The sequence below is a fragment of the Paraburkholderia sp. J41 genome, assembly GCF_905220235.1.
Taxonomy (GTDB): domain Bacteria; phylum Pseudomonadota; class Gammaproteobacteria; order Burkholderiales; family Burkholderiaceae; genus Paraburkholderia.
The window spans coordinates 26,131-47,932 of the sequence record NZ_CAJMZE010000035.1 but is presented as its reverse complement, the minus strand read 5'-3'; the positions used below and the strand labels follow the sequence as shown (position 1 = coordinate 47,932).

Annotated in this window: 17 protein-coding genes and 1 tRNA gene; 10 read left to right on the top strand and 8 right to left on the bottom strand. The window is 66.2% G+C overall.

The window, feature by feature from the left end; all coding sequences use genetic code 11:
* The first annotated feature begins 102 nt into the window (after positions 1–102).
* Both U5805_RS26465 and U5805_RS26460 read left to right on the top strand, forming a co-directional pair.
* Positions 103–1,260, top strand: coding sequence for a glycerate kinase (locus tag U5805_RS26465; protein ID WP_322106473.1), 1,158 nt, complete (start codon positions 103–105; stop codon positions 1,258–1,260).
* 211 nt (positions 1,261–1,471) lie between these two features.
* A complete protein-coding gene (locus tag U5805_RS26460; protein WP_322106472.1) occupies positions 1,472–1,918 on the top strand; it encodes a MarR family winged helix-turn-helix transcriptional regulator in 447 nt (148 codons plus the stop codon).
* 129 nt (positions 1,919–2,047) lie between these two features.
* Here U5805_RS26460 and U5805_RS26455 read toward each other — a convergent pair.
* A tRNA-Leu gene (locus tag U5805_RS26455) sits at positions 2,048–2,134 on the bottom strand.
* Positions 2,135–2,386: 252 nt separating this feature from the next.
* Here U5805_RS26455 and U5805_RS26450 point away from each other — a divergent pair.
* Complete coding sequence (locus U5805_RS26450; RefSeq protein WP_322106471.1) at positions 2,387–3,229, top strand: squalene/phytoene synthase family protein; 843 nt, start codon at positions 2,387–2,389, stop codon at positions 3,227–3,229.
* Positions 3,230–3,275: 46 nt separating this feature from the next.
* On the opposite strand, the gene U5805_RS26445 is transcribed toward U5805_RS26450, so the two are convergent.
* The 3 genes from U5805_RS26445 to U5805_RS26435 form a co-directional block, all read right to left on the bottom strand.
* A complete protein-coding gene (locus tag U5805_RS26445) occupies positions 3,276–4,508 on the bottom strand; it encodes a DUF1501 domain-containing protein (protein ID WP_322106470.1) in 1,233 nt (410 codons plus the stop codon).
* A gap of 78 nt (positions 4,509–4,586) precedes the next feature.
* A complete protein-coding gene (locus U5805_RS26440) occupies positions 4,587–6,092 on the bottom strand; it encodes a DUF1800 domain-containing protein (RefSeq protein ID WP_322106469.1) in 1,506 nt (501 codons plus the stop codon).
* A gap of 343 nt (positions 6,093–6,435) precedes the next feature.
* On the bottom strand, positions 6,436–6,738 hold the full coding sequence (locus U5805_RS26435; RefSeq protein WP_322106468.1) for a hypothetical protein: 303 nt from the start codon (positions 6,736–6,738) through the stop codon (positions 6,436–6,438).
* Between the two features lie 263 nt (positions 6,739–7,001).
* Between U5805_RS26435 and ompR the strand changes: the two genes are divergently transcribed.
* From ompR to U5805_RS26420, 3 genes are all read left to right on the top strand, one after another.
* Positions 7,002–7,736 (top strand): two-component system response regulator OmpR, encoded by a 735-nt coding sequence (gene ompR, locus U5805_RS26430; protein ID WP_027814652.1) that lies wholly within the window; start codon positions 7,002–7,004, stop codon positions 7,734–7,736.
* A gap of 65 nt (positions 7,737–7,801) precedes the next feature.
* Positions 7,802–9,157 (top strand): ATP-binding protein, encoded by a 1,356-nt coding sequence (locus U5805_RS26425; RefSeq protein WP_322106467.1) that lies wholly within the window; start codon positions 7,802–7,804, stop codon positions 9,155–9,157.
* 145 nt (positions 9,158–9,302) lie between these two features.
* Positions 9,303–9,851 carry a peroxiredoxin gene (locus U5805_RS26420; protein WP_322106466.1) on the top strand — a complete coding sequence of 183 codons (549 nt, stop codon included), beginning with the start codon at positions 9,303–9,305 and terminating at the stop codon, positions 9,849–9,851.
* Positions 9,852–9,879: 28 nt separating this feature from the next.
* Here U5805_RS26420 and U5805_RS26415 read toward each other — a convergent pair whose 3' ends face one another.
* From U5805_RS26415 to ispD, 3 genes are all read right to left on the bottom strand, one after another.
* A complete protein-coding gene (locus U5805_RS26415) occupies positions 9,880–11,028 on the bottom strand; it encodes an acyltransferase family protein (protein WP_415914672.1) in 1,149 nt (382 codons plus the stop codon).
* Positions 11,029–11,201: 173 nt separating this feature from the next.
* The gene (ispF, locus tag U5805_RS26410) at positions 11,202–11,681 is read right to left on the bottom strand and encodes a 2-C-methyl-D-erythritol 2,4-cyclodiphosphate synthase (protein WP_322106464.1); all 480 of its coding nucleotides are present in this window, start codon (positions 11,679–11,681) and stop codon (positions 11,202–11,204) included.
* Positions 11,682–11,737: 56 nt separating this feature from the next.
* On the bottom strand, positions 11,738–12,457 hold the full coding sequence (ispD, locus tag U5805_RS26405; RefSeq protein WP_322106463.1) for a 2-C-methyl-D-erythritol 4-phosphate cytidylyltransferase: 720 nt from the start codon (positions 12,455–12,457) through the stop codon (positions 11,738–11,740).
* Between the two features lie 461 nt (positions 12,458–12,918).
* Between ispD and mfd the strand changes: the two genes are divergently transcribed.
* The 4 genes from mfd (at position 12,919) to mscL (ending at position 19,662) form a co-directional block, all read left to right on the top strand.
* Positions 12,919–16,410 carry a transcription-repair coupling factor gene (mfd, locus tag U5805_RS26400; protein WP_322106462.1) on the top strand — a complete coding sequence of 1,164 codons (3,492 nt, stop codon included), beginning with the start codon at positions 12,919–12,921 and terminating at the stop codon, positions 16,408–16,410.
* Positions 16,411–16,702: 292 nt separating this feature from the next.
* Positions 16,703–17,932 (top strand): acetylornithine deacetylase, encoded by a 1,230-nt coding sequence (gene argE / locus U5805_RS26395; RefSeq protein ID WP_322106461.1) that lies wholly within the window; start codon positions 16,703–16,705, stop codon positions 17,930–17,932.
* A 20-nt stretch (positions 17,933–17,952) separates the two neighbouring features.
* Entirely contained in the window at positions 17,953–18,963 is a 1,011-nt protein-coding gene (locus U5805_RS26390; protein WP_322106460.1) for a threonine/serine dehydratase, read from the top strand.
* 252 nt (positions 18,964–19,215) lie between these two features.
* Complete coding sequence (gene mscL, locus U5805_RS26385; protein ID WP_322106488.1) at positions 19,216–19,662, top strand: large conductance mechanosensitive channel protein MscL; 447 nt, start codon at positions 19,216–19,218, stop codon at positions 19,660–19,662.
* A gap of 111 nt (positions 19,663–19,773) precedes the next feature.
* Here mscL and U5805_RS26380 read toward each other — a convergent pair whose 3' ends face one another.
* Positions 19,774–21,774 (bottom strand): response regulator, encoded by a 2,001-nt coding sequence (locus tag U5805_RS26380; protein ID WP_322106459.1) that lies wholly within the window; start codon positions 21,772–21,774, stop codon positions 19,774–19,776.
* Positions 21,775–21,802: the final 28 nt, after the last annotated feature.

Genomic DNA, 21,802 nt, shown 5'->3' with positions numbered 1-21,802 from the left:
CCGGCCCGTATCCAGCGCACGCGGCAAGACTGTTAAGCTAACGCTCGCGCCGGAAGCCCCGCCGGCCGCAGCCGCTCCCATGACTCTTCCAGACGAGACACCATGCCGAACACGTCGATCGACGCTCCCGTTGTCGTCATTGCTCCCGATTCTTTTAAAGGCTCGCTTAGCGCGGACGGGGTCGCCGCCGCGATTGCCGAAGGCATTCGCCGCGTGCGCGCCGACGCCGACATCCGCATTCGCCCGATGGCCGACGGCGGAGAAGGCACGCTCGACGCCATGCTTTCCGTGGGCGGCGAGCGCCGCACGATGAACGTCGAAGGCGCGGCGCGCGCGCGGCGCGACGCGACCGTCGGCCTGCTTCACGACGGCAGCGCGATCGTCGAAACGGCCGAAATCGTCGGCATCACCGACCCGGTCGGCATGGGCGTGCCCGTCGCGGCGCGCAGCACGCGCGGCATGGGCGAAGCCATTCGCGCGTTGCTCGACGAAGGCGTGCGGCGTTTCTATGTGGCGCTCGGCGGCAGCAGCACGAACGACGGCGGCGCGGGCCTGCTCGCGGGCTTGGGCCTCGCCCTCTTCGACGCCGAAGGCAACGCGCTCGAAGCCACCCCCGAAGCGCTCGCGCGCGTGGCGCGCGTGGACGTTTCCGGCCTCGACGCGCGGTTGCGCGAGACGACCTTCGTAGGCATGTCCGACGTCGACAATCCGCTCACCGGCGATCACGGCGCCACCGCCGTGTTCGGCCCGCAAAAAGGCGTGACGCCCGAACAGGTCGCGCCGATCGACGCGGCGCTAGGCCGTTTCGCCGATCTGCTCGAAGCGGCGCTCGGCCGCCGCATGCGCGACGAAGCGGGCTCGGGCGCGGCGGGCGGACTCGGCTTCGCGCTGCGCATGCTGGGCGCGAGCTTCGAGCCGGGCGCGGAAGTCGTTGCGCGCACCATCGGTTTGGACGAAGCGCTTTCGAACGCCGACTGGCTCATCACGGGCGAAGGCCGCTCGGACGTGCAAACCTTGCACGGCAAGGCGCCCTTCATCGCATGCCGTCACGCGGCGGCGGCGGGCGTGCCGGCCACGCTGCTGTCGGGCGCCGTCGACCCGGCGGCGCTGCCGCGCCTCGCCGGGCATTTCGCGGGCTGCTTCTCGCCCGCGCCCGGCCCGATCACGCTCGACACCGCGATTCGCGACGCCGCGCGCCTGCTCGCGAACGAAGCCGAGCAATTGACGCGGCTGAGATACGGCTCGCCCGCACGCGCCTGACTCGGTGTTGTCGGGTGTTATCGGGCGTCATCGGCCGATCCGGCACATGTTTTCCGCGCAACGTTCCGCAGTAAGCGATTAATAGATTCGTGCGCATATCGAGCGGGCGGCACAAGGGTTTCGACGCGTTGACCCGTGGCCGGGAAGGGACAACAATCACAAGAATCGCGACCCGCTCGCGCCCTTCCCACGCGACCAGACCAGGACTCCCATGAAGGCAAGCAAAGCCGGACTCGAACAATTCCTGACCTATCGGCTGCATGTCCTCAACAAGCTCTCCGAACGGGGCTCATCGGAACGTTATCAGTCGAAGCTCGGCATCACGTTGCCCGAGGCGCGGCTCATCGCGGCCGTGGGCGCGTTCGGCCCATTTTCCGTGATGGAGTTGGCGCGGCACGCGAATCTCGACAAGAGCCAGGCGAGCCGCGCGGCCGAGGCGCTGATGCGCCGCGGTTTGCTGAGCCGCGAGACGAGCGAGCAGGACGGCCGTCTCGTGCTGGTCTCGCTCACCACCGAAGGCCGCGAGTTGTACCGCAAGGTCATGCCGATCGCGCGCAAATGGAACGTCGACTTGTTCGCGAGCCTCGACGAGAGCGAGCGCGACGCACTCGCACGCGCGCTCGACAAGGTCATCGAGGCGATACAGCCCGAAGCCTGAGACCGCAAAGGCGATAAGCGGATTCGATGGCGTTGCCCCGGCCGCGCCATGCAGGCGAAGCCGGGAAAACAGTTCGCGAAAAACAAAAAGGCCACGTACCGCTCGTTGGGTACGTGGCCTTTTTCATTGTGGTGCGTGAGGCCGGAGTCGAACCGGCACACCCTTGCGGGCGTCAGGACCTAAACCTGGTGCGTCTACCAATTTCGCCACTCACGCGAATCTCGCGCTTTACTGCTGCCGCTCGGTGAGGTTTCGATCGAATCCCCCAAAATCCCGACGACGACTCGACGTTCCGGGCCTCGATTTCCGCCCGCCCCGAAGGTGCAAGCGCGAGATTCTAACCGATTGCCCCGCGCTTGTCTGCACCCCGCCCGGCCCGAAACATGGGCCGATGCTAGAATCGCCGCTTCGCCTTCGCGGCGCGCGTTCACCGCGGCACGCACGGCATCGCCCCACATTCCCAACGCCGTGAATTTCGACGATTACTGCCAGCAAAAAGCGGCGCCTCCCGGATCGGGCAGCTATTACGCGCTGCGTCAGGCCAGCGCCGCGCGCCAGCCGCTGTTGACCGCCCTCTTCGCGCTGCGCCGCGAACTGGAGGAAACCGCGAAGGAAACGAGCGACCCCACGGTTGGCCGCACGAAGCTCGCCTGGTGGCAGAAGGAACTGGCCGCGCTCGCGGCCGGCAATCCGTCGCATCCGGTCACGAAGGCACTGGCCCGGCACCTTGGCGATGCGGGCGCGATCTATCCGGGTTTGCAGGCGCTGCTTGCGGGCTTCGAGATGGATTTCGAACAGGCGCGCTATCTCGATCTGCCGAATCTGCGCCGCTACACGAACGGCGTGGGCGGCACGTTCGTCACACTCGTCGCGCAAGCAAGCGCGAGCAGCGAGGCAGCACGCCGCGACGCCGAACGCTGGGCGGCGCCGCTCGGCACCGCGCTCGCGATGGCGCAGTTCGTACCCGAGATCGGCAACGACGCGCGCCACGGCCGCATCTATATTCCCATCGACGAATTGCAGCGCTACAACGTCACGGCCGCCGATCTCATCAATCGCCGTTACAGCGCCGAATTCACGGAACTCATGCAGTTTCAGACGGCGCGCGCAAGAGAAGGCGTACACGCCGCGCTGAACGCGATTCCCGCCGATGCGCGCCGCGATCAGCGCTGCCTGCGTGCGCTCGCAGCGCTCGAACTCGCGCTTCTCGACGAAGTGGAACGCGAGCAGTTTCAGGTGCTGCATCAACAGATCGCGCTTACGCCGATCCGCAAGCTCTGGATCGCGTGGCGCGCCGCGCGCCGCAATTAGTACGCTCTCCCAATCAATTTCGAATCCCCTGCCGGGCTGCCCCGCATCAAGCGCGCAGCAGCGGCAGCGGCTCGAAACGCTGCTGCAACACCGCCCGCGCGTCGAGCCCCCACCACGGCCCGAGCACCGTCGCATAGATTTGCCGGAAGTCGACGCTCACGGGCAAATTGCCGTTGCCGTCGAGCCGCGCGAGCTGCGGCGCCTCGCCGTACAGCCCGCCCGCCACACGACCGCCCGAAACGAAATGCGCGGCCGCCGTGCCGTGATCGGTGCCGCGGCTCTGGTTCTCGCGTACGCGCCGCCCGAATTCCGCATAGGTGACGATCAACGTGCGATTCCAGCGCCCGAGTTCCACGAGCGCGGCACGCAGGGCGACCATGCCTTCGGCGAACTGGCGCAGCAGATCGGCGTGACGTTGCGGCTGGTTTTGATGCGTGTCGAAACCGTTGAGCGTGAGACGAATGGCCGCGACGCCGTGCCCCGGCACCGGCGCGCCTTGCGGCGTGTCGCCCGACGCGAGCGCCTGCAGCGCGGTCTTGATCGACGCGCCGAATGCGCCCTGCGGAAACGAGGTCTTCAACGCATAACCGCCCGCGCGCGGCCGTAGCTGATCGACGGCATGCACGATGTCGTTTTCGACGTCGAGAATATGCGCGAGCGCCGGATTGCGTTCCTTGAGCGCGACCGGCGTGACCAAGCGCGAGTCGCGCGCGAACTGCGCCGGATTCACGAGCGCGATGGCGCGCGCGCCGTTCGCGAGCGGCCCCATTTCGGCGCTGCCGAGCACGAGTGCGTCGGCGGCGAAACCGGGCGGCACGGGCGCGCCCGCGAATGCGCGCGTAAGCCAGCCTTCCCGCAGATATTCGTCGGCGCGTGAAGCCGTGTCCCATATCTCGATCGAGCGGAAATGCGAGAGGTTCGGCTGCGCATAGCTCACGCCCTGCACGATCGCGAGTTCGTGCGCGCGCCACATCGGCATGAGCGGCGCGAGCGACGGATGCAGCGCCGTGCGTTCGTCGAGCTGCAACACTTGCTCGCGCGCGATGCCGATGTTCTGCCGATAACGTCCGTATAGCGGATCGGCGTAGGGAATGACGGTGTTGAGACCGTCGTTGCCGCCCTTCAACTCGACGAGGATCAGCAGGTTGTCGTAGCGGCGCGCATTGTGCGCGTCCTGCACGCCGCGCATCTCGCCCACGGCTTGCGCGCGCGCCGCGCCGGGGAGCCAGAGCGAGGTGGCCGCCATGGCGGAAGCCGTCAGAAAATCGCGTCGTTTCATGCATCGCCTCGTGGTTGGGGGCGGCGGCAGCGGGTGCCGTCAATGAGTAGCACGCGGATCGCCGGCACGTTGCCGCGTCTACTTGAGCTGATAAACCGGGTCCATCAGGAGCGCCTGAAGATACGCACCCGCATTGCTGCCGGCCGCGATCGCGTCCACGGGCGCAAGCGGCAGCACGGCGTGTTGCATCTGCAACTGTGCCGAAAGCGCCGGCACGGTATCGGCTTCCAGACCGAAATGCGCGAGCCAGCCGTCGAGATCGAAACGCATGCCGCCTTGCATCGCGTTGCGCCCCGCGCCGTTCATTGCGGCGTTCGCGGTCAGGTCGGAAGCCGCGCTTTTCTTCGCCTCGGAGGCCGCATGCGGCTTCGCGGGCCGCGCCGCCTCCGTCGCACGAAAGAGCGCATCGACAAACTGCTTGCGCGAAAGCAAAGTCGAACTGTTGATCCACGCCGCGCCGCCGGGCCAACCCTTCACGTTCGGCGGATAGAAGAGATTTTCGCCCAGCGCCGCCGAACGACGCGCGAGCGGCAAGGTGTCGCCGTACGCAACCTCGAAACGCCGCATCGTGCCGATGATGAATTCCACCGGCGAGCTGACCAGCACCCCGCGATTGGCTTCGTCCCAGAACGCGGGCGTGAGCAGCAGCGCCCCGAGCGCCACTTTGACGTCATAGCGGCTCGCGCGAAAGCGGTCGGCCACGTCGCTGAGTTGTGCGTCGTCGGGCTGCGGGCTCACGAACTCGCGCCATAGTTTCGCGCAAACATATCGCGCAGTTTGCGGCTGCGCGAGCAGGATGTCGAGCACCTGGTCGCCGTCGAAGGCGCCGGTGCGCCCGAGCACGGTCTTCTCGCCGTCGTCGTGAAGATCGGCGCGCCAGACGAACGCCGAGGTGTCGGGGTCGAGGTTCCAGCCCGTATAGGCGCGCGCCGCTTCGGTCACGTCGCGCTGCGTGTATTGCCCTTCGCCGAGCGTGAAAAGCTCCATCGCCTCGCGCGCGAAATTCTCGTTGGGGCGGCCCTTGCGATTGCTTGCGCCATCGAGATAAAGCAGCATGGCGGGATCTTTCGCGACGGCGTGCAGCATCGACGCAAAACTGCCGAGCGCGCCGCGCCGCAGCGTCGCATTCTGCGCGGCCATCAGCCGTGGCTCGCCCACCTTGTCCTGTCCGCACGCGAAATGACCGTGCCAGAAAAGCGTCATGCGCTCCGTCAGCGGCGAAGGCGTGACGAGCATCTCGCGCACCCACCACGCGCGTAGTTCATCGTAGTGCGCACCGCGCTCGCGCTGCTCCGCGAGACGCGCCTCGGGCGTCCAGGCGCGGCGTTGCTCGCGGCTCGGCGGCAATTGCGCGACCCACGCGGGCATCGGCACGACGGGTTCCGTGCGAGCCGTGGCCAGCACGCGCGCCACGGCGTCCGCGCGCGCGAGGCCGACGTAAGGCGCGACCTCTTCGGCACGCGGCGCGAAGCCCGTTCGAACGAGCAGATGACGCGCGTCGTCGGCGTCGACGAGCGTGGCTTCGTCGGGCGCGGCGTTCGCTTGCGGCGCAACGCGCGATGAATGGCGGCGGGTTTCGCTCATGAAAATGAGGCGCGCCGATGCAGCACGCGCGAGTCACCAAGGTAGCGGCTTAACGGCTGCGTGCGAGCGAATGTTGACGGCGGCGCGCCGCGCAATTGCAACCGGATTTTTCAGTGCGTCTTTTCAGCGCTTTGACCGTTTTGACGTAATACGTCGTAATGCTTGTTTCGCGCGGACGTGCTTTGTCGATATCGCGGCATTGCGCACGTATCGCGGGAATATTCAAGGCGGAAAACACGTTTAGTACGAGGGGCGTACTAAGAAACGACTGAGAGAACGGCGGGGAAATTGCGGGAACCGACGGAAAACAGCGGGAACGGCGAACGCGGCGCCTGGCGCGTGTCTAGCGCTTGTACAGCTCGCGTACGGCGTCTTCGATATGTTGACGCAAGAGGCGGCGCTCGTCAGGCGTCATGTGGCCGTCGCGGCGGCGCTGGTCGAGGTCGGGCGGCACGGCGGCGCGCTGATTGAGGTCGGAGGCGGGACGCGGCGGCGCCTCGCCGCGAACGCGCCGCATCGAGAATTTGCCGCCCGGCGCGCGGCCCATCGGCTGTGAATTCTCGTACCGGTCCGCGGAAGGCTGGGCTCTGGCTGGCGCCGATTCAAACGCAACCACCACGCCACCGGCCAGCGCCAGTGCAATCATGGTGTGGCGCATTGTCGGCCTTACCCCTCCCATCGTATTGTTCCCTTCTTGACGCGGCAAACGGCTACCTCGAATACATGTGCAGACCCGGAATTTTTGCGGGCAGGAGTGGAAAATCGAATGAAGTATCTACCGAACAGCCGCCGAACGTAAAGAAGTCTATCTGTCAGTGCTTGATGCCGTAGCACAGCCCGGGTAAATTTTGTAACTGACTGTAACCTCATAATCAGTGCAAACTCTTACTTCTATCCAATCGCGCTAAGATGCCAGGCATGGAAACCAAGAACCCGTCCAAAATTCTCGTCGTCGACGACGATCCCCGCCTGCGGGACCTGCTGCGCCGCTACCTCGGCGAGCAAGGTTTCAACGTATATGTTGCCGAGAACGCTCCGGCAATGAACAAGCTCTGGGTGCGCGAGCGCTTCGACCTGCTCGTGCTCGACCTCATGCTGCCCGGCGAAGACGGGCTGTCGATCTGCCGGCGCCTGCGCGGCAGCAACGACCGTACGCCCATCATCATGCTCACCGCGAAGGGCGAGGACGTCGACCGCATCGTGGGCCTCGAAATGGGCGCCGACGACTATCTGCCCAAGCCCTTCAACCCGCGCGAACTCGTCGCGCGCATTCACGCGGTGCTGCGCCGCCAGGCGCCTTCGGAACTGCCGGGCGCGCCGTCCGAAACCACCGAAGTGTTCGAGTTCGGCGAATTCGCGCTGAACCTCGCCACCCGCACGCTCACCAAGGCCGGCCAGGAAATTCCGCTCACCACGGGCGAATTTTCCGTGCTCAAGGTGTTCGCGCGTCATCCGCGCCAGCCGCTCTCGCGCGAAAAGCTCATGGAACTCGCGCGCGGCCGCGAATACGAAGTGTTCGACCGCAGCCTCGACGTGCAAATCTCGCGCCTTCGCAAGCTCATCGAGCCCGATCCCGGCAGCCCGCGCTTCATCCAGACGGTCTGGGGTCTCGGCTACGTCTTCATCCCCGACGGCGCGGCTTGATGGCGCCCGCAGCACCGCTGTGCGCCGGGTGTCGTTCGTGGCTCATCAGTTGACAGGAAGGATTCATGCGGATTGACCGCCGGCTGCTGACGCTCGCGTTCGGCGACCTGTTCTGGCGCACCTTCCTGCTCATCGCGCTGCTTATCGCGGTCAGTCTCGCGGCCTGGTTCCAGAGCTTTCGCGTGATCGAGCGGGAGCCGCGCGCGCAGCGCGTGGCGCTTCAACTCGTCGCCGTGGTCAAGCTCACGCGCACGGCGCTGCTCTATTCCGATCCCGACCTGCGCCGCGCGCTGCTTCAGGATCTGGAAAGCAACGAAGGCGTGCGCGTGTACCCGCGCGAATCGACGGACAAATACAAGCTCCAGCCCGACGAATCGCTCAATCGTCTGATCGAACACGACATTCGCGGGCGGCTCGGCGACGACACCGTGATCGCCCAGTCCGTGAACGACATTCCGGGCGTGTGGATCAGCTTCAAGATCGACGACGACGATTACTGGGTCGCGCTCGACCGCGATCAGCTCGACAACGTGACGGGCCTGCAATGGGTGGGATGGGGCATCTCGGCGCTCGCGCTCTCGCTGTTCGGCGCGGCCTTCATCACGAGTCTCGTGAACCGGCCGTTCGCGCGGCTCGCCATGTCGGCGCGCATGGTCGGCTCGGGGCAATCGCCCGCGCAGTTGCCCGAAAGCGGCATGGGCGTGGCGGCGGAAACCAATCGCTCGTTCAACCAGATGGTGCGCGACCTCGAGCAACTGGAGGCCGACCGCGCGCTCATGCTCGCGGGCATCTCGCACGACCTGCGCACGCCGCTCGCGCGGCTGCGGCTCGAAACCGAGATGAGCCCGTCCGACCAGGCGACCAAGGACGCCATGATCGACGACATCGAGCAGATGGACATGATCATCGGCCGTTTCCTCGACTACGCGCGGCCTTCCCAGCGCGTGACCGAGCGCGTCGACCTTTCCGTGATCGCGGGCGAAATGGCCGCGCGCATGGCGAGCGAGGACGGCGTGCGCCTCATCACGCGGCTCGCGCCTTCGGCCATGATCGAAGCCGACGACACCGACATGCGCCGCGTGGTCGGCAATCTGATCGAGAACGCGCGCAAGTACGGCGCGAGCGAAACCGACGGCATTCCGCACATCATGCTCGAAACGCGCGTGTCGCATTCGCGCGTGGAATTGTCCGTGGTCGACGAAGGCCCCGGCATTCCCGAGGACCAGCTTTCGCTCGTCACGCGGCCGTTCTACCGTGTCGACACGGCGCGCACGCAGGCCAACGGCACCGGTCTCGGCATGGCCATCGTGCAGCGGCTCGTGGGCCGTTATCGCGGCGCGCTGCGGCTGCGCAACCGCCTGCCCGGCCCCGGCCTCGAAGTGACGATCGAATTCCCGCTCGCCAAGGGCGCGACCGTCTAGGACTCGCCCTCTCGCGCCGTTCGACGTGGCGGGCGGCGTCGGCGGGCGGCGCGCTCGCGGCACGCGCCGCCCGCTTTTGCCACAATCGATTTCAGGAAGGACGCACCCGGCGTCCGGATGCATTTTCTTCTTGAGGATTTCCGCCATGAAAACCGTCGGCGACAAGCTCGAAGCCTTCACCGTCACGGCCGCGAAGCCCGGCTTCAATCATCCCGAGGAAAACGGCGAGTCGGCGTTCGCCGAACTCACCGAGCAGAGCTTTTCCGGCAAGTGGAAGATCATCTACTTCTACCCGAAGGACTTCACGCTCGTGTGCCCGACCGAGATCGTGGCGTTCGCGCGTCTCATCAAGGAATTCGACGACCGCGAAGCCGTGATCTTCGGCGGCAGTTGCGACAACGAATACGTGAAGCTCGCGTGGCGCCGCGAGAATCCCGAACTGAACCGGCTCAATCACTACTCGTTCGGCGACACCAAGGGCGAACTGATCGACCAGCTCGGCATACGCGACAAGGAAGCGGGCGTGGCGTTGCGCGCGACCTTTATCGTCGATCCCGACAACACCATCCAGCACGTCACGGTGAACAACCTGAACGTCGGACGCAGCGCCGAGGAAGTCCTGCGCGTGCTCGATGGTCTGCGCACCGGCGAATTGTGCCCCGGCGGCCGCGAAGTCGGCGGCGCGACGCTTTAGCGCGGCGTTTGGCTTGCATGACGCGGCCTCAGGTCGGGTCCGCCGCGGCGCGCGCGGGCAGACGGTTGCGGATGGCCGCCTCGAGCGGCCGCTTCCATTCGAGCACGCGCTTTTCCAGCAACTGCCACGAGAGATGCGCGAGCAGCACGGCGAGCGCGAATTGCAACACGAGCGCGACGAGCGTTTGCGCGGCGTCGGGCAAGTGCAGGCGCGCGTAGAAGCCGGGCGCGACGCCCAGCCGCGACGGCACGAGGTTGTGAAAGAGATAGAAGCCGTAGCTGATCGTGCCGAGATACGCGAGCGGGCGCGCTTCGAGCGCGGCCACGAGCACGCTGTCTTGCCGCCGCACGAGCCAGAGAAAGAGCGCGGCCAGGGCAAGCGCGAGCGCGATGTCGAGCACGCCTGGCATCAATGCGCCCACGCGCGCCGGGTTGGCCTCACATGCGGCGCAGTTCGCGCGCGCCAACGCGAAAGCGGCCACCGCCGCCGACGCGGCCGCGAGCCACGCGGCGCTCGCCGCGCGCGAGCGCACCGTCACGCGCGAACCGCCAATCGCCAATACGCCGCCTAACGCGAGCATCGCGAAGTTCCACAGCGAGAAAGCGTAGATGAGCGGCTCGATGGCGCCGTCGGCATAAAGCATGAGATGCGCAACGGCCGCCGCGCCGATCACCATCGCGCACAGCAGCCCATGCCGCGCCGCCCGCACGAACAGCAGCGCGAACGGCGCGACGAGATAGAACTGCTGCTCGACCGCAAGGCTCCAGAAATGCGAAACGGTGCCCGGCCAGCCGTCGTGCACCACGCCGATCCAGTAATTGGAGAGGAATACGAAATGCCATGCGAGCCCAAGCTCGACGTCGCGCTGATAGAAGCTCGCGTGCGCGATGGCGAGCGCAATCAGCAGCAGGTAGTAAACGGGGAAAATACGCAGCGCGCGCTTCATGAAGAACACGTAGAGCAGCGCGGCGCGGCGCGCGCCCTGCGCTTCGATACGTAGCCGGTTGCGATGCAGCTCGCCGATGATCAGATAACCGCTGATCAGAAAAAACAGCCATACGCCGATCTTGCCCGCGTCGACGGCATCGACGTGCGCCTTGTGCGAGAGGAACACGAGCACGACCGCGATGGCCCGCAGGCCGTCCAGGCCTTTCACGCGTTTTTCGATTCCCGTCATCGCCCTCCCCGCTTCCGGTTGAGGACTTAGTATGAGGGCGAAAAAAACGAAAATTAATCGGCAAGAAAAAAGCCGATCGTTGCAGCCGCAACCGTCGCCGTTTCAGGAGAGGCGGGCACGCGAGCTGCGCGCCGCGTAATTTTTACCCTTGAAAACAAGGGTAAAAATGTCGCTCAGGCGCGAGTGAGCAGCACGGCCGCTTGCGCTTCGATGCCTTCGCCGCGGCCGAGATAGCCGAGCTTTTCGTTGGTCTTGGCCTTCACGTTCACGCGATCGACCGGCAGTTGCAGGTCCTCGGCAATGGTCGCGCGCATCGCCTCGATATGGGGCGCGAGCTTCGGCGCCTGCGCGATCACGGTGGTATCCACGTTGACGAGCGTGAAGCCCGCGTCCTGCACGCGGCGCAGACATTCGCGCAGCAGCACGCGGCTGTTGGCGCCGTAGAACTGCTTGTCGGTGTCCGGGAAATGGCGGCCGATGTCGCCGAGCGCGGCCGCGCCGAACAGCGCGTCGGTGATCGCGTGCAGCAGCACGTCGGCGTCCGAATGGCCGAGCAGGCCGCGGTCGTAGGGAATCGTCACGCCGCCGATGACGAGCGGGCGTCCCGGCACGAGCGCATGCACGTCGTAGCCCTGTCCGATTCTGATGTCCATGTGGGGTTTCCGGTTGATGAAGAAATGGCGCGAGGTCGACGATCGCTCGACGACGCTTATTGCGCGGGACCGTTCAGGATCGCTTCGGCGAGCGCGAAATCTTCGGGGTACGTCACCTTGAAATTGCGCAGGCTGCCCTGCACGAGGCGCGGCGTATGGCCGACGTATTCGATCGCGCTGGCTTCGTCGGTGAGGTCGTGGCCTTCCTGTTGCGCGCGCTCGATCGCCGAGCGCAGCATGCCGATGCGAAACATCTGCGGCGTTTGCGCTTGCCAAAGGCCGTCGCGCGCTTCGGTGCGGGCGATGCGCGCGCCCGGCGCGGCGCAGGCTTCGGCGGTCACGCGCTTGAGCGTGTCGGCCACGGGCAGCGCCATGATGCCGCCCACGGCGTCGTCCTTGAGCGTGTCCACGAGCGTGCGGATCAGGCCGGGCGTGATGCCGGGGCGCGCCGCGTCGTGTACGAGCACCCAGTCGTCGTCGCGCGCGCCGAATTCGCTCAGCGCGCCCAGCCCGTTGTACACGGAGGCCTGACGCGAAGCGCCGCCGCAGCGGCGCGCGGCAAAGCGCAAGCCGTCGAAGCGCGCGGCGTCGAACCAGGCGTCGTCGGGCGAAATCACCACGAGCGTCTGCGCGAACTCCGGGCAGGCGCCGAAAGCGGCGAGCGTAAAGTGCAGGAGGTCACGTCCGGCGACGATTCGATATTGTTTCGGCATGGCCGACCCCGATCGGCTGCCGGTGCCGGCGCACGGAATCAGGGCAAAAAGGCGTGATGTCACGGAATCGCGAACCGCATGAGTCAAAGTAAAGGACGGATTTTATAATAGGTCCCTGGTCGGCACGGCCTTTGACCGCAACGGCGCACCGAATTGCCACGGATTTGGCGCGATTCGGGCGTCGGCCGGTCGTGCGAGCGCCGCGCGCGCGGCGTCCGATCAAAGTTGGGTGCCGCATTCTTTCGTTTTTCGGACGAAATCGGCGACAACCCGCGAAGCAATCCGCAAAAATCGGCCGATGCAACGTTCGCGAACGATTGTCGCCCTTGAACGCCGGAATCCGGCCCCAAACTTTTTGGGCTACATTGCGTGTCCCGAGCCCGTGCCCCGCCTCGCCGGCCGAAGAACGCCGAAGCGCCGGGGCCGCGTGTGGATTCGCAGCTTCGCAAGATACGTAGATACCGATTGCCGATACAACCCGAGCGTGCGCGCGAGCAGCTTGCGCGACGCTCCACCCGTAGCCTATGCCCGATACCGCCGCTTCCCCGCAGTCACCGTCCGCGTCGCCGTCTCCCGTTGCCGTCGTCAAGCCGGGGCAGCGCTACGCATTCGACGGCACGCACGGCTCGTCCGATGCGCTCCTGATCGCCCGTTACCGCGAGGCCGCAAGCGCGCGGGCGGGCGCGGCGCCGCTGCTGGCCGTGATCTGCGCCAGCGCCGTGGACGCCCAGCGGCTCGCGCAGGAAATCCCGTTCTTCTCGCCGGGCGCGCGCGTGCGCCTGCTGCCGGATTGGGAAACGCTGCCGTACGACACGTTTTCGCCGCACCAGGATCTCGTTTCCGAGCGCCTCGCGACGCTGCACGATCTCGGCGAAGGCCGCTGCGACGTCCTCATCGTTCCCGCGACGACGGCGCTCTACCGCATGCCGCCGGCCTCGTTCCTGGCCGCCTACACGTTCTCGTTCTCGCAAGGCGAGCGGCTCGACGAAGCGAAGCTCAAGTCGCAGCTCACGCTCGCCGGCTACGAGCATGTGAGCCAGGTGGTGCGGCCCGGCGAATACTGCGTGCGCGGCTCGCTGATCGACCTCTTTCCGATGGGCTCGCCCCTGCCGTACCGTATCGACCTGTTTGACGATCAGGTGGATTCGATCCGCGCGTTCGACCCGGACAGCCAGCGCAGCCTCTATCCGGTCAAGGACGTGCGGCTCTTGCCGGGCCGCGAATTTCCGTTCGACGAAGCCTCGCGCACGGCGTTTCGCAGCCGCTGGCGCGAAGTGTTCGAAGGCGACCCGAGCCGCGCGCCGCTCTACAAGGACATCGGCAACGGCGTGCCTTCCGCGGGCATCGAATACTATCTGCCGCTCTTTTTCGAAGACACGGCCACGCTATTCCACTACTTGCCCGACAACGCGCAACTGGTGTTTTCCGGCGATCTCGAAGCGTCGATCCGCCGCTTCACGAACGACACGAAGCAGCGCCACAGCTTTCTCTCGCATGACCGCGAGCGCCCGATTCTCGAACCGAAGCGCCTGTTCCTGACCGACGAAGACTTCTTCACGCTCGCCAAGCCGTTCGCGCGCCTCGTGCTGCCCGCCGCGAGCGAAGGCGGCTGGGCCGTGCCGCTGCCGGGCCTCGCGATCGACCGTCATGCCGACGATCCGCTCGCCTCGCTGCGCGCGTATCTGGACACCACGCCAAACCGCGTGCTGTTCGCGGTCGAATCGGCAGGCCGGCGCGAGACCATCGCCCAACTGCTTGCCGACAATCGCCTGCGCCCCGCTTCCGCCGACAGTTTCGAAGACTGGCTCACGAGCGACGAGCGCTTCGTGCTCGGCGTCGCGCCGTTGTCCACGGGCTTTGCGCTGCCGGGCGAGAAACTCGCCGTCATCACCGAAACCGAGCTGTACGGCCCGCTCGCGCGCCGCGCGGGCCGCCGGCGCCAGGAACAGGCAAGCAACGTCGATTCGATGGTGCGCGACCTCTCCGAGCTGAAAGTGGGCGATCCGGTCGTACACGCGCAGCACGGCATCGGCCGCTATCACGGCCTCGTGACGATGGATCTCGGCGAAGGCGACACCGAATTCCTGCACCTCGAATACGCGAACGGCAGCAAGCTCTATGTGCCGGTTTCGCAACTGCACGTGATCTCGCGCTACAGCGGCGCCGATCCCGATAGCGCGCCGCTGCACGCGCTCGGCTCGGGCCAGTGGGAAAAGGCGCGCCGCAAGGCCGCGCAGCAGATTCGCGACACCGCCGCCGAGCTGCTGAACCTCTATGCACGCCGCGCCGCGCGCGAAGGCCACGCGTTCGCGCTCGAACCGAAGGATTACGTGAAGTTCGCGGAGAGCTTCGGCTTCGAGGAAACGCCCGACCAGGCCGCGGCCATCGCGGCCGTGATCGGCGACATGACGAGCGGCAAGCCGATGGACCGCCTCGTGTGCGGCGACGTGGGTTTCGGCAAGACCGAAGTGGCGTTGCGCGCGGCCTTCATCGCCGTGATGGGCGGCAAGCAGGTCGCGATTCTCTCGCCCACCACGCTGCTCGCCGAGCAGCATACGCAAACCTTCACCGACCGCTTTTCCGACTGGCCCGTGCGCATCGCGGAACTCTCGCGCTTCAAGACGGCGAAGGAAGTGTCGAGCGCGATCCAGCAGATCAACGACGGCAGCGTGGACATCGTGATCGGAACGCACAAGCTGCTGTCGTCCGACGTGCAGTTCAAGCGCCTCGGGCTCGTGATCATCGACGAGGAACACCGCTTCGGCGTGCGTCAGAAGGAAGCGCTCAAGGCGCTGCGCGCGGAGGTGGACGTGCTCACGCTCACCGCCACGCCGATTCCGCGCACGCTCGGCATGGCGCTCGAAGGCCTGCGCGATTTTTCGGTGATCGCCACGGCGCCGCAAAAGCGTCTGGCGATCAAGACCTTCGTGCGCCGCGAGGAAGACAGCGTGATTCGCGAAGCGATGCTGCGCGAACTCAAGCGCGGCGGCCAGGTGTACTTCCTGCACAACGAAGTCGAAACCATCGAGAATCGCCGCGCGATGCTCGAAGCGCTCGTGCCCGAGGCGCGCATCGCGGTGGCGCATGGCCAGATGCACGAACGCGAACTCGAAGCCGTGATGCGCGACTTCGTGGGTCAGCGCGCGAACGTGCTGCTCTGTACGACCATCATCGAAACCGGCATCGACGTGCCGACCGCGAACACGATCCTGATCCACCGCTCCGACAAGTTCGGCCTCGCGCAGTTGCACCAGTTGCGCGGGCGCGTCGGGCGCTCGCACCATCAGGCCTATGCGTATTTGCTCGTACACGATCCGCAAGGGCTTACGAAGCAGGCGCAGCGCCGCCTCGAAGCGATTCAGCAGATGGAGGAACTGGGCTCGGGCTTTTATCTGGCGATGCACGACCTCGAAATTCGCGGCACGGGCGAGGTGCTCGGCGACAAGCAGTCGGGCGAGATTCAGGAAATCGGCTTCCAGCTTTACACCGACATGCTCAACGACGCCGTGAAGGCGCTGAAGGACGGCCGCGAGCCGGACCTGAACGCGCCGCTCGCCGCGACCACGGAAATCAATCTGCATGCGCCCGCGATCCTGCCCGCCGATTATTGCGGCGACGTGCAGGAGCGCCTGTCGCTTTACAAACGCCTTGCGAACTGCGAGCACGACGATTCGATCGACGGCATTCAGGAAGAGTTGATCGACCGTTTCGGAAAGATGCCGCCGCAGGCGCACGCGCTGATCGAAACGCATCGCCTGCGCCTTGCCGCGAAGCCGCTCGGCATTACCAAGATCGACGCGGCCGAGGCTGTGATCGGCTTGCAGTTCGTGCCCAATCCGCCGATCGACGCCATGCGCATCATCGAGATGGTGCAGAAGCACAAGCACATCAAGCTCGCGGGACAGGACAAGTTGCGCATCGAAACGCGCAGCCCCGATCTCGCCGTGCGCGTGGCCACCGTGAAGGAAACGCTGCGCGCGCTCGGCTCGCCGCCGCGCGCCAACGCCGCGCGTTGACCGCTCGCGGTGGGCAATGTTGCCGACGCCCGCGTGGATCGCCGGTCCACGCGGGCGTTTTCGCGTGTTTCCTGCACGTGTTTGCGCGCTTTCCCCTGCGCGTCTTTCTTCCCGCGCGTCTCTCCCGCGCGTGTCCACTCACGCCGATCGACATCGCGCCTGCCGCGCACGGCCGCCGGTCGCGCCGATCGTGGCGGCAAAACCGTGCTGCACCGCACCAGCCAGCCATCCGGCTTAGCCTGCCCGATTCTTTTTGGGTAAGATGAAGCGCACACGCTAGCCGGAGTTCACCATGTCCCACGCCGCTGACGCAGCGCAGTCTCCATCCGCCGCCTCCACTGCTTCACTTCCTGCCGCGCTTGCCTGGATCACGCGCCTCGTGTCGATGGACACGGTCAGCCGCCATCCCAATCTCGGCCTGATCGAGACCGTGCGCGACGACCTGCGCGCGCGCGGCGTCGAGGCCACGCTCACCTACGGCCACGACGGCAAATGGGCCAACCTGTTCGCCACGCTGCCCGCCCACGACGGCTCGACCCAGGGCGGCATCGTGCTCTCCGGCCACACCGACGTCGTTCCCGTGGACGGCCAGAAGTGGGATAGCGACCCGTTCAAGCCCGAGATTCGCGACGGCCTGCTTTACGGCCGCGGCACCTGCGACATGAAAGGCTTTATCGGCACGGCGCTTTCGCTCGTTCCCGAGATGCTGCAAACGAAGCTCGCCAAACCGCTGCACTTCGCGCTGTCGTTCGACGAGGAAGTGGGCTGCGTGGGCGCGCCGCTCATGATCGAGGAACTGATGAAGCGCGGCGTGAAGCCCGAGGGCTGCATCGTCGGCGAACCCACCAGCATGCGGCCGATCGTGGCGCACAAGGGCATCAACGTCTATCAATGCTGCGTGCGCGGTCACGCGGCGCATTCGTCGCTCACGCCGCGCGGCCTGAACGCCATCGAATACGCGGCGCGCCTCATTTGCCGCATTCGCGATATCGCCGACGAATTCCGCGCCAACGGCCCGTTCGACGAGCTTTACGACGTGCCGTTCACCACGGCGCAAACGAGCACGATCGAAGGCGGCAATGCCGTGAACACGGTGCCCGCCGAATGCCGCTTCGCGTTCGAATTCCGCAATCTGCCCACGCTCGACCCCGACGCGATCTTCGCGCGAATCGAGCAGTACGCGCGCGAAACGCTCGTGCCGAAGATGCAGCGCGAGAACGCGGCGGGCGCCATCGAATTCACGAAAGTCGCCGCCGCTCCCGGACTCGACGCCGCCGAGCAGGCCGCGATCACGCAACTCGTGCGCGCCCTCACCGCCGACGACGCGCGCCGCAAGGTCGCCTACGGCACGGAGGCGGGCCTTTTCGCGAACGCCGGCATTCCGAGCGTGGTGTGCGGCCCCGGCGACATCCAGCAGGCGCACAAGCCCAACGAATTCGTCTCGCTCGATCAACTCGCGGCTTGCGAAAATTTTCTGCGCAAGCTCGTACGCGGGTTGGCCGTGGACGCGCGCGCACGCTGATGCACGGAGCGACCCGCGCCATGTCCACCGCCGCACCGCTGCCCACCGACCCCACCATCGACGGCGAGCCGATTCCCACGCTCGACGAGATCGCTTCGCAGCACTTCGCGCTCGCGCCGTGGCTCGTGCGCACGCCCGTGTTCGACCGCCACGACCTCGCTTCGCTCGAAGGCACGCTCGTCAACTTCAAGTTCGAACTCCTGCAAGCGAGCGGCAGTTTCAAGGTGCGCGGCGCGTTCACGCACCTGCTCGCGCTCGACGCCGCGCAACGCAGCGCGGGCGTGACCTGCGTCTCGGGCGGCAATCACGCCATCGCGGTGGCGTATGCGGCCATGCGGCTCGGCATCGGCGCGAAAGTCGTGCTGTTTCGCACGGCGGGCGAGGCGCGCATCGCGCAGTGCCGGCGTTTCGGCGCGGAGATCGTCGTGGCGTCCAATAGCGTGGAAGCCTTCGACATCGTGCGGCGCATCGAAACCGACGAAGGCCGCTACTACGTGCATCCCTTCAACGGCTACCGCACGGTGCTCGGCACGGCCACGCTCGGTTACGAATGGGCCACGCAGGCGCCCGACCTCGACGCGGTGATCGTGCCGATCGGCGGCGGCGGTCTCGCCGCGGGCATGGCGACGGCGTTGCGGCTCGCGAATCCGGGCGTGCGCGTGTACGGCGTGGAGCCGGAAGGCGCGAACGTGATGAGCCAGAGTTTCGCGGCCAATCACACGGTGCGCATGGCGCGCATGCACTCGATTGCCGATTCGCTGATGTCGCCGCACACCGAGCAATACAGCTATACGCTGTGCCGCCGCCATGTGGAGCGCATCGTCACGGTCTCCGACGACGCCTTGCGCCGCGCGATGCGGCTGCTTTTCGAACAGCTCAAGCTGGCTGTGGAACCGGCCTGCGCGGCGGCCACGGCCGCGCTCCTCGGCCCGTTGCGCGACCCGCTGCAAGGCAAGCGCGTGGGCGTGCTACTGTGCGGCACGAACACCGATTCCTCCACGTTTCACGAGCACATCGCGCTTGCACGCTAGCCAAACCGCGCTGCCATGGGCACGCGACGTGCGTCCGCAAACCATCGTCTGACCGAAGCTTTCGTTGCACGCACAGGCAAATTCGCAGCCGGTTTCACGGCCCGCGAACGCCGATCGCCAGCCGGTCGGCGTTGCCTTGCAATGTCAGGCAATGTCAAATTGCTACCGCGTTACGGGAGCGTTCGCTATCATTGCGCGAATGCGGCGTTTTGTCCCCAAGCCCGTGCCGCCCCCTTCATGGAGAGCCTGCTCATGAGCATGATCAAGGAGTTCAAGGAATTCGCCGTCAAAGGCAATGTGATGGATCTCGCCGTCGGTGTCATTATCGGCGGCGCATTTTCCAGCATTGTCAATTCAGTCGTGAAAGATCTCATCATGCCGGTCATCGGCGTGGTGACCGGCGGCCTCGACTTCTCGAACCAGTTCATCCGCCTCGGCGCGATTCCCGCGTCGTTCAAAGGCAATCCCGACTCGTACAAAGACCTGCAAGGCGCCGGCGTGGCGGTGTTCGGCTACGGCTCGTTCATCACCGTGCTGATCAATTTCATCATCCTCGCCTTCATCATTTTTCTGATGGTGAAATTCATCAACAAGCTGCGCAAGCCCGAGCAAGCCGCGCCCGCCGCGCCGCCGCCCACGCCCGAAGACGTGCTGCTGCTGCGCGAAATCCGCGACTCGCTGAAGAACACGCCGCGCTAACACACGCGCAAGCGCACGCAAGCGCGCTGGAATCGCCGCAAAAGCCCGTGCCGGCCTTCGCCGCGCGGGCTTTTTTTCATGGATTCCACCAAGGCAGGCCCGTGCGGGAATTCAGGGCGCGGCGCCGGGCTCGGCGGTGGCGCGCGCGGCCACGGCCTGTTCGATCAGGCGTTCGAGCTGGAGGAAGTTGACGGGCTTCGTGAGATGCGCCGTGAAACCCGCCTCGATACTGCGGCGCACGTCGTCGTCGGTGCCGAAACCCGTGAGCGCGATCGCGGGCGCCGTCGAATGCGTGCGAAACGTGCGGATGAAGTCGATGCCCGAGCCGTCCGGCAAGCCGATGTCGCTGACGACGAGATCGAAGCGCTCCGCCGCCGAAAGCGCGAGCGCGCCCGCCACGCTGCCCGCCACCGCCACGTCGTGACCGAGCGCGCGTATCAGTTGCGACATCACTTCGGCCGTGTCGTCGTGATCCTCGACGAGCAGGATGTTTAACGCGCTCGCCAGATACGGCGCGTGCAAATCGGCGACGGCCGGCGTCACGACGGGCGCCTCCACCGTCGGCAAGACGATCGTGAAGGTCGCCCCGCAATGCGTGCCCGGACTTTTCGCGCTCACGCGCCCGCCATGCGCTTCGGTGAGCGCGCGCGTGACGGCGAGCCCGAGCCCGAGGCCGCCGAACTGGCGCGTATGGTTGTGGCTGCCCTGCTCGAACGCGCGAAAAAGCTTGCCGATCTGCTCCGGCGCGATACCGATGCCGGTGTCCTCCACTTCGATTTCGACCTGCATGGGTTCGTCGCGCGTGCGCACGTAAATGTGGCCGCCGTCGGGCGTGAATTTCGCGGCGTTGCGCACGAGATTCCAGAGCATCTGCTGAAGGCGCGCGCGGTCGCCGCGCACATGATGCCGGCTCGCGCGCAGATCGACATGCACTTCCTGCTGCTTGGTCTGGATCTCGCTGTGAAAGAGGTCGAGCACGGCCGAGATCACTTCGTGCACGTTCACGGCGTCGAGCGTGAGGCTCAGCTTGCCGTTGGCCACGCGCGTGAGATCGAGCAGATCGTCGATCAGCCGCGCTTCCAGTTCGATATTGCGGCGGATCATCAGCACGCCTTCGCGCGCGGCTTCGGGCAAGCCCGGAATCTGTTCGAGCAGATGCGTGCCCGCGAGCACCGGCGTGAGCGGCGTGCGCAACTCGTGCGACAGCATGGCGAGAAAACGGTCTTTCGCGCGGTTCGCCTCTTCGGCGGCCTGGCGCGCGGCCTGCTCGGATGCGAGCAAACGCTCGCGTTCCTTGGTCGCTTCGCGTTGCGCGTCGATGTCGGTGCAACTGCCGAAATACTTGTTCACGCCGCCGCGCGGGTCGCGCATCGCAATGATTCGGAGATCGAACCATCGGTACACGCCGTCGTGCCGCCGGATGCGCAGCTCGTGCCGGTATTCGGCTGCGCCGCCTTTCGCGGCATCCAGCCACGTGCGGCGGATTTCCTCGCGGTCGTCGGGATGCACGGCGTCGAGCCATGCAAGCGCGTGCGACGGCGCTTCGCGCGATTGCTGCGGGCCGAGCCCCGTGTAGTCGAGCCATTGCTTCGAGAGGAAATCGCATTCGCCGTCGGCGCCGCAGGTGAGCACGAGGTGCGGCAGCGCTTCGGAAAGCGTGCGGTAATGCTCCTCGCGATCGCGCAGCAGCAGGGCTTCGTCCGATGCGCGTTGCAGCTCCGTTTGCGAGAGCACGCGCGCGACGGCTTCGGGCAGATAGTCGAGATAATCGCCCGACTTCGGCACGACGTCCGACACACCGGCACGCAGCGCGGCGATCACGCGCGATTCGTCGGTGAAACCCGTGACGAGGATGGCCGGCACGCGCACGTCGTCGGCGCGCAGGCGACGGAAAAAATCGAGGCCGGTTTCCGCGCCGTCGAGTTGATAGTCGAGCACGAGGACATTGGGCCGGTCGGATGCGAGCAGCGCGCGCGCGTCGGCGACACGGGTGCAAGTGTCGACGCGCGCGCCGGCGCGCACGAGCGACTTGCGGGCGAGGCGCAGGATGCCTTCGTCGTCGTCGACGACGAGCACGTGCGCGCCGGTGAGCAGCGTAGCGTCTTCACTCATGCGCGTCGCGTCCCCCCGGACTGGTTTG

Bases quoted from the DNA above. Each gene is read 5' to 3' on its own strand.
- argE (WP_322106461.1), top strand. From the start codon at position 16,703: ATGTCCCACGCCGCTGACGCAGCGCAGTCTCCATCCGCCGCCTCCACT.
- U5805_RS26445 (WP_322106470.1), bottom strand. From the start codon at position 4,508: ATGAAACGACGCGATTTTCTGACGGCTTCCGCCATGGCGGCCACCTCG.
- U5805_RS26435 (WP_322106468.1), bottom strand. From the start codon at position 6,738: ATGATTGCACTGGCGCTGGCCGGTGGCGTGGTGGTTGCGTTTGAATCG.
- U5805_RS26380 (WP_322106459.1), bottom strand. From the start codon at position 21,774: ATGAGTGAAGACGCTACGCTGCTCACCGGCGCGCACGTGCTCGTCGTC.
- mfd (WP_322106462.1), top strand. From the start codon at position 12,919: ATGCCCGATACCGCCGCTTCCCCGCAGTCACCGTCCGCGTCGCCGTCT.
- mscL (WP_322106488.1), top strand. From the start codon at position 19,216: ATGAGCATGATCAAGGAGTTCAAGGAATTCGCCGTCAAAGGCAATGTG.
- U5805_RS26415 (WP_415914672.1), bottom strand. From the start codon at position 11,028: ATGACGGGAATCGAAAAACGCGTGAAAGGCCTGGACGGCCTGCGGGCC.
- U5805_RS26425 (WP_322106467.1), top strand. From the start codon at position 7,802: ATGCGGATTGACCGCCGGCTGCTGACGCTCGCGTTCGGCGACCTGTTC.
- U5805_RS26465 (WP_322106473.1), top strand. From the start codon at position 103: ATGCCGAACACGTCGATCGACGCTCCCGTTGTCGTCATTGCTCCCGAT.
- U5805_RS26460 (WP_322106472.1), top strand. From the start codon at position 1,472: ATGAAGGCAAGCAAAGCCGGACTCGAACAATTCCTGACCTATCGGCTG.
- U5805_RS26420 (WP_322106466.1), top strand. From the start codon at position 9,303: ATGAAAACCGTCGGCGACAAGCTCGAAGCCTTCACCGTCACGGCCGCG.
- U5805_RS26390 (WP_322106460.1), top strand. From the start codon at position 17,953: ATGTCCACCGCCGCACCGCTGCCCACCGACCCCACCATCGACGGCGAG.
- ispF (WP_322106464.1), bottom strand. From the start codon at position 11,681: ATGGACATCAGAATCGGACAGGGCTACGACGTGCATGCGCTCGTGCCG.
- ompR (WP_027814652.1), top strand. From the start codon at position 7,002: ATGCCAGGCATGGAAACCAAGAACCCGTCCAAAATTCTCGTCGTCGAC.
- U5805_RS26440 (WP_322106469.1), bottom strand. From the start codon at position 6,092: ATGAGCGAAACCCGCCGCCATTCATCGCGCGTTGCGCCGCAAGCGAAC.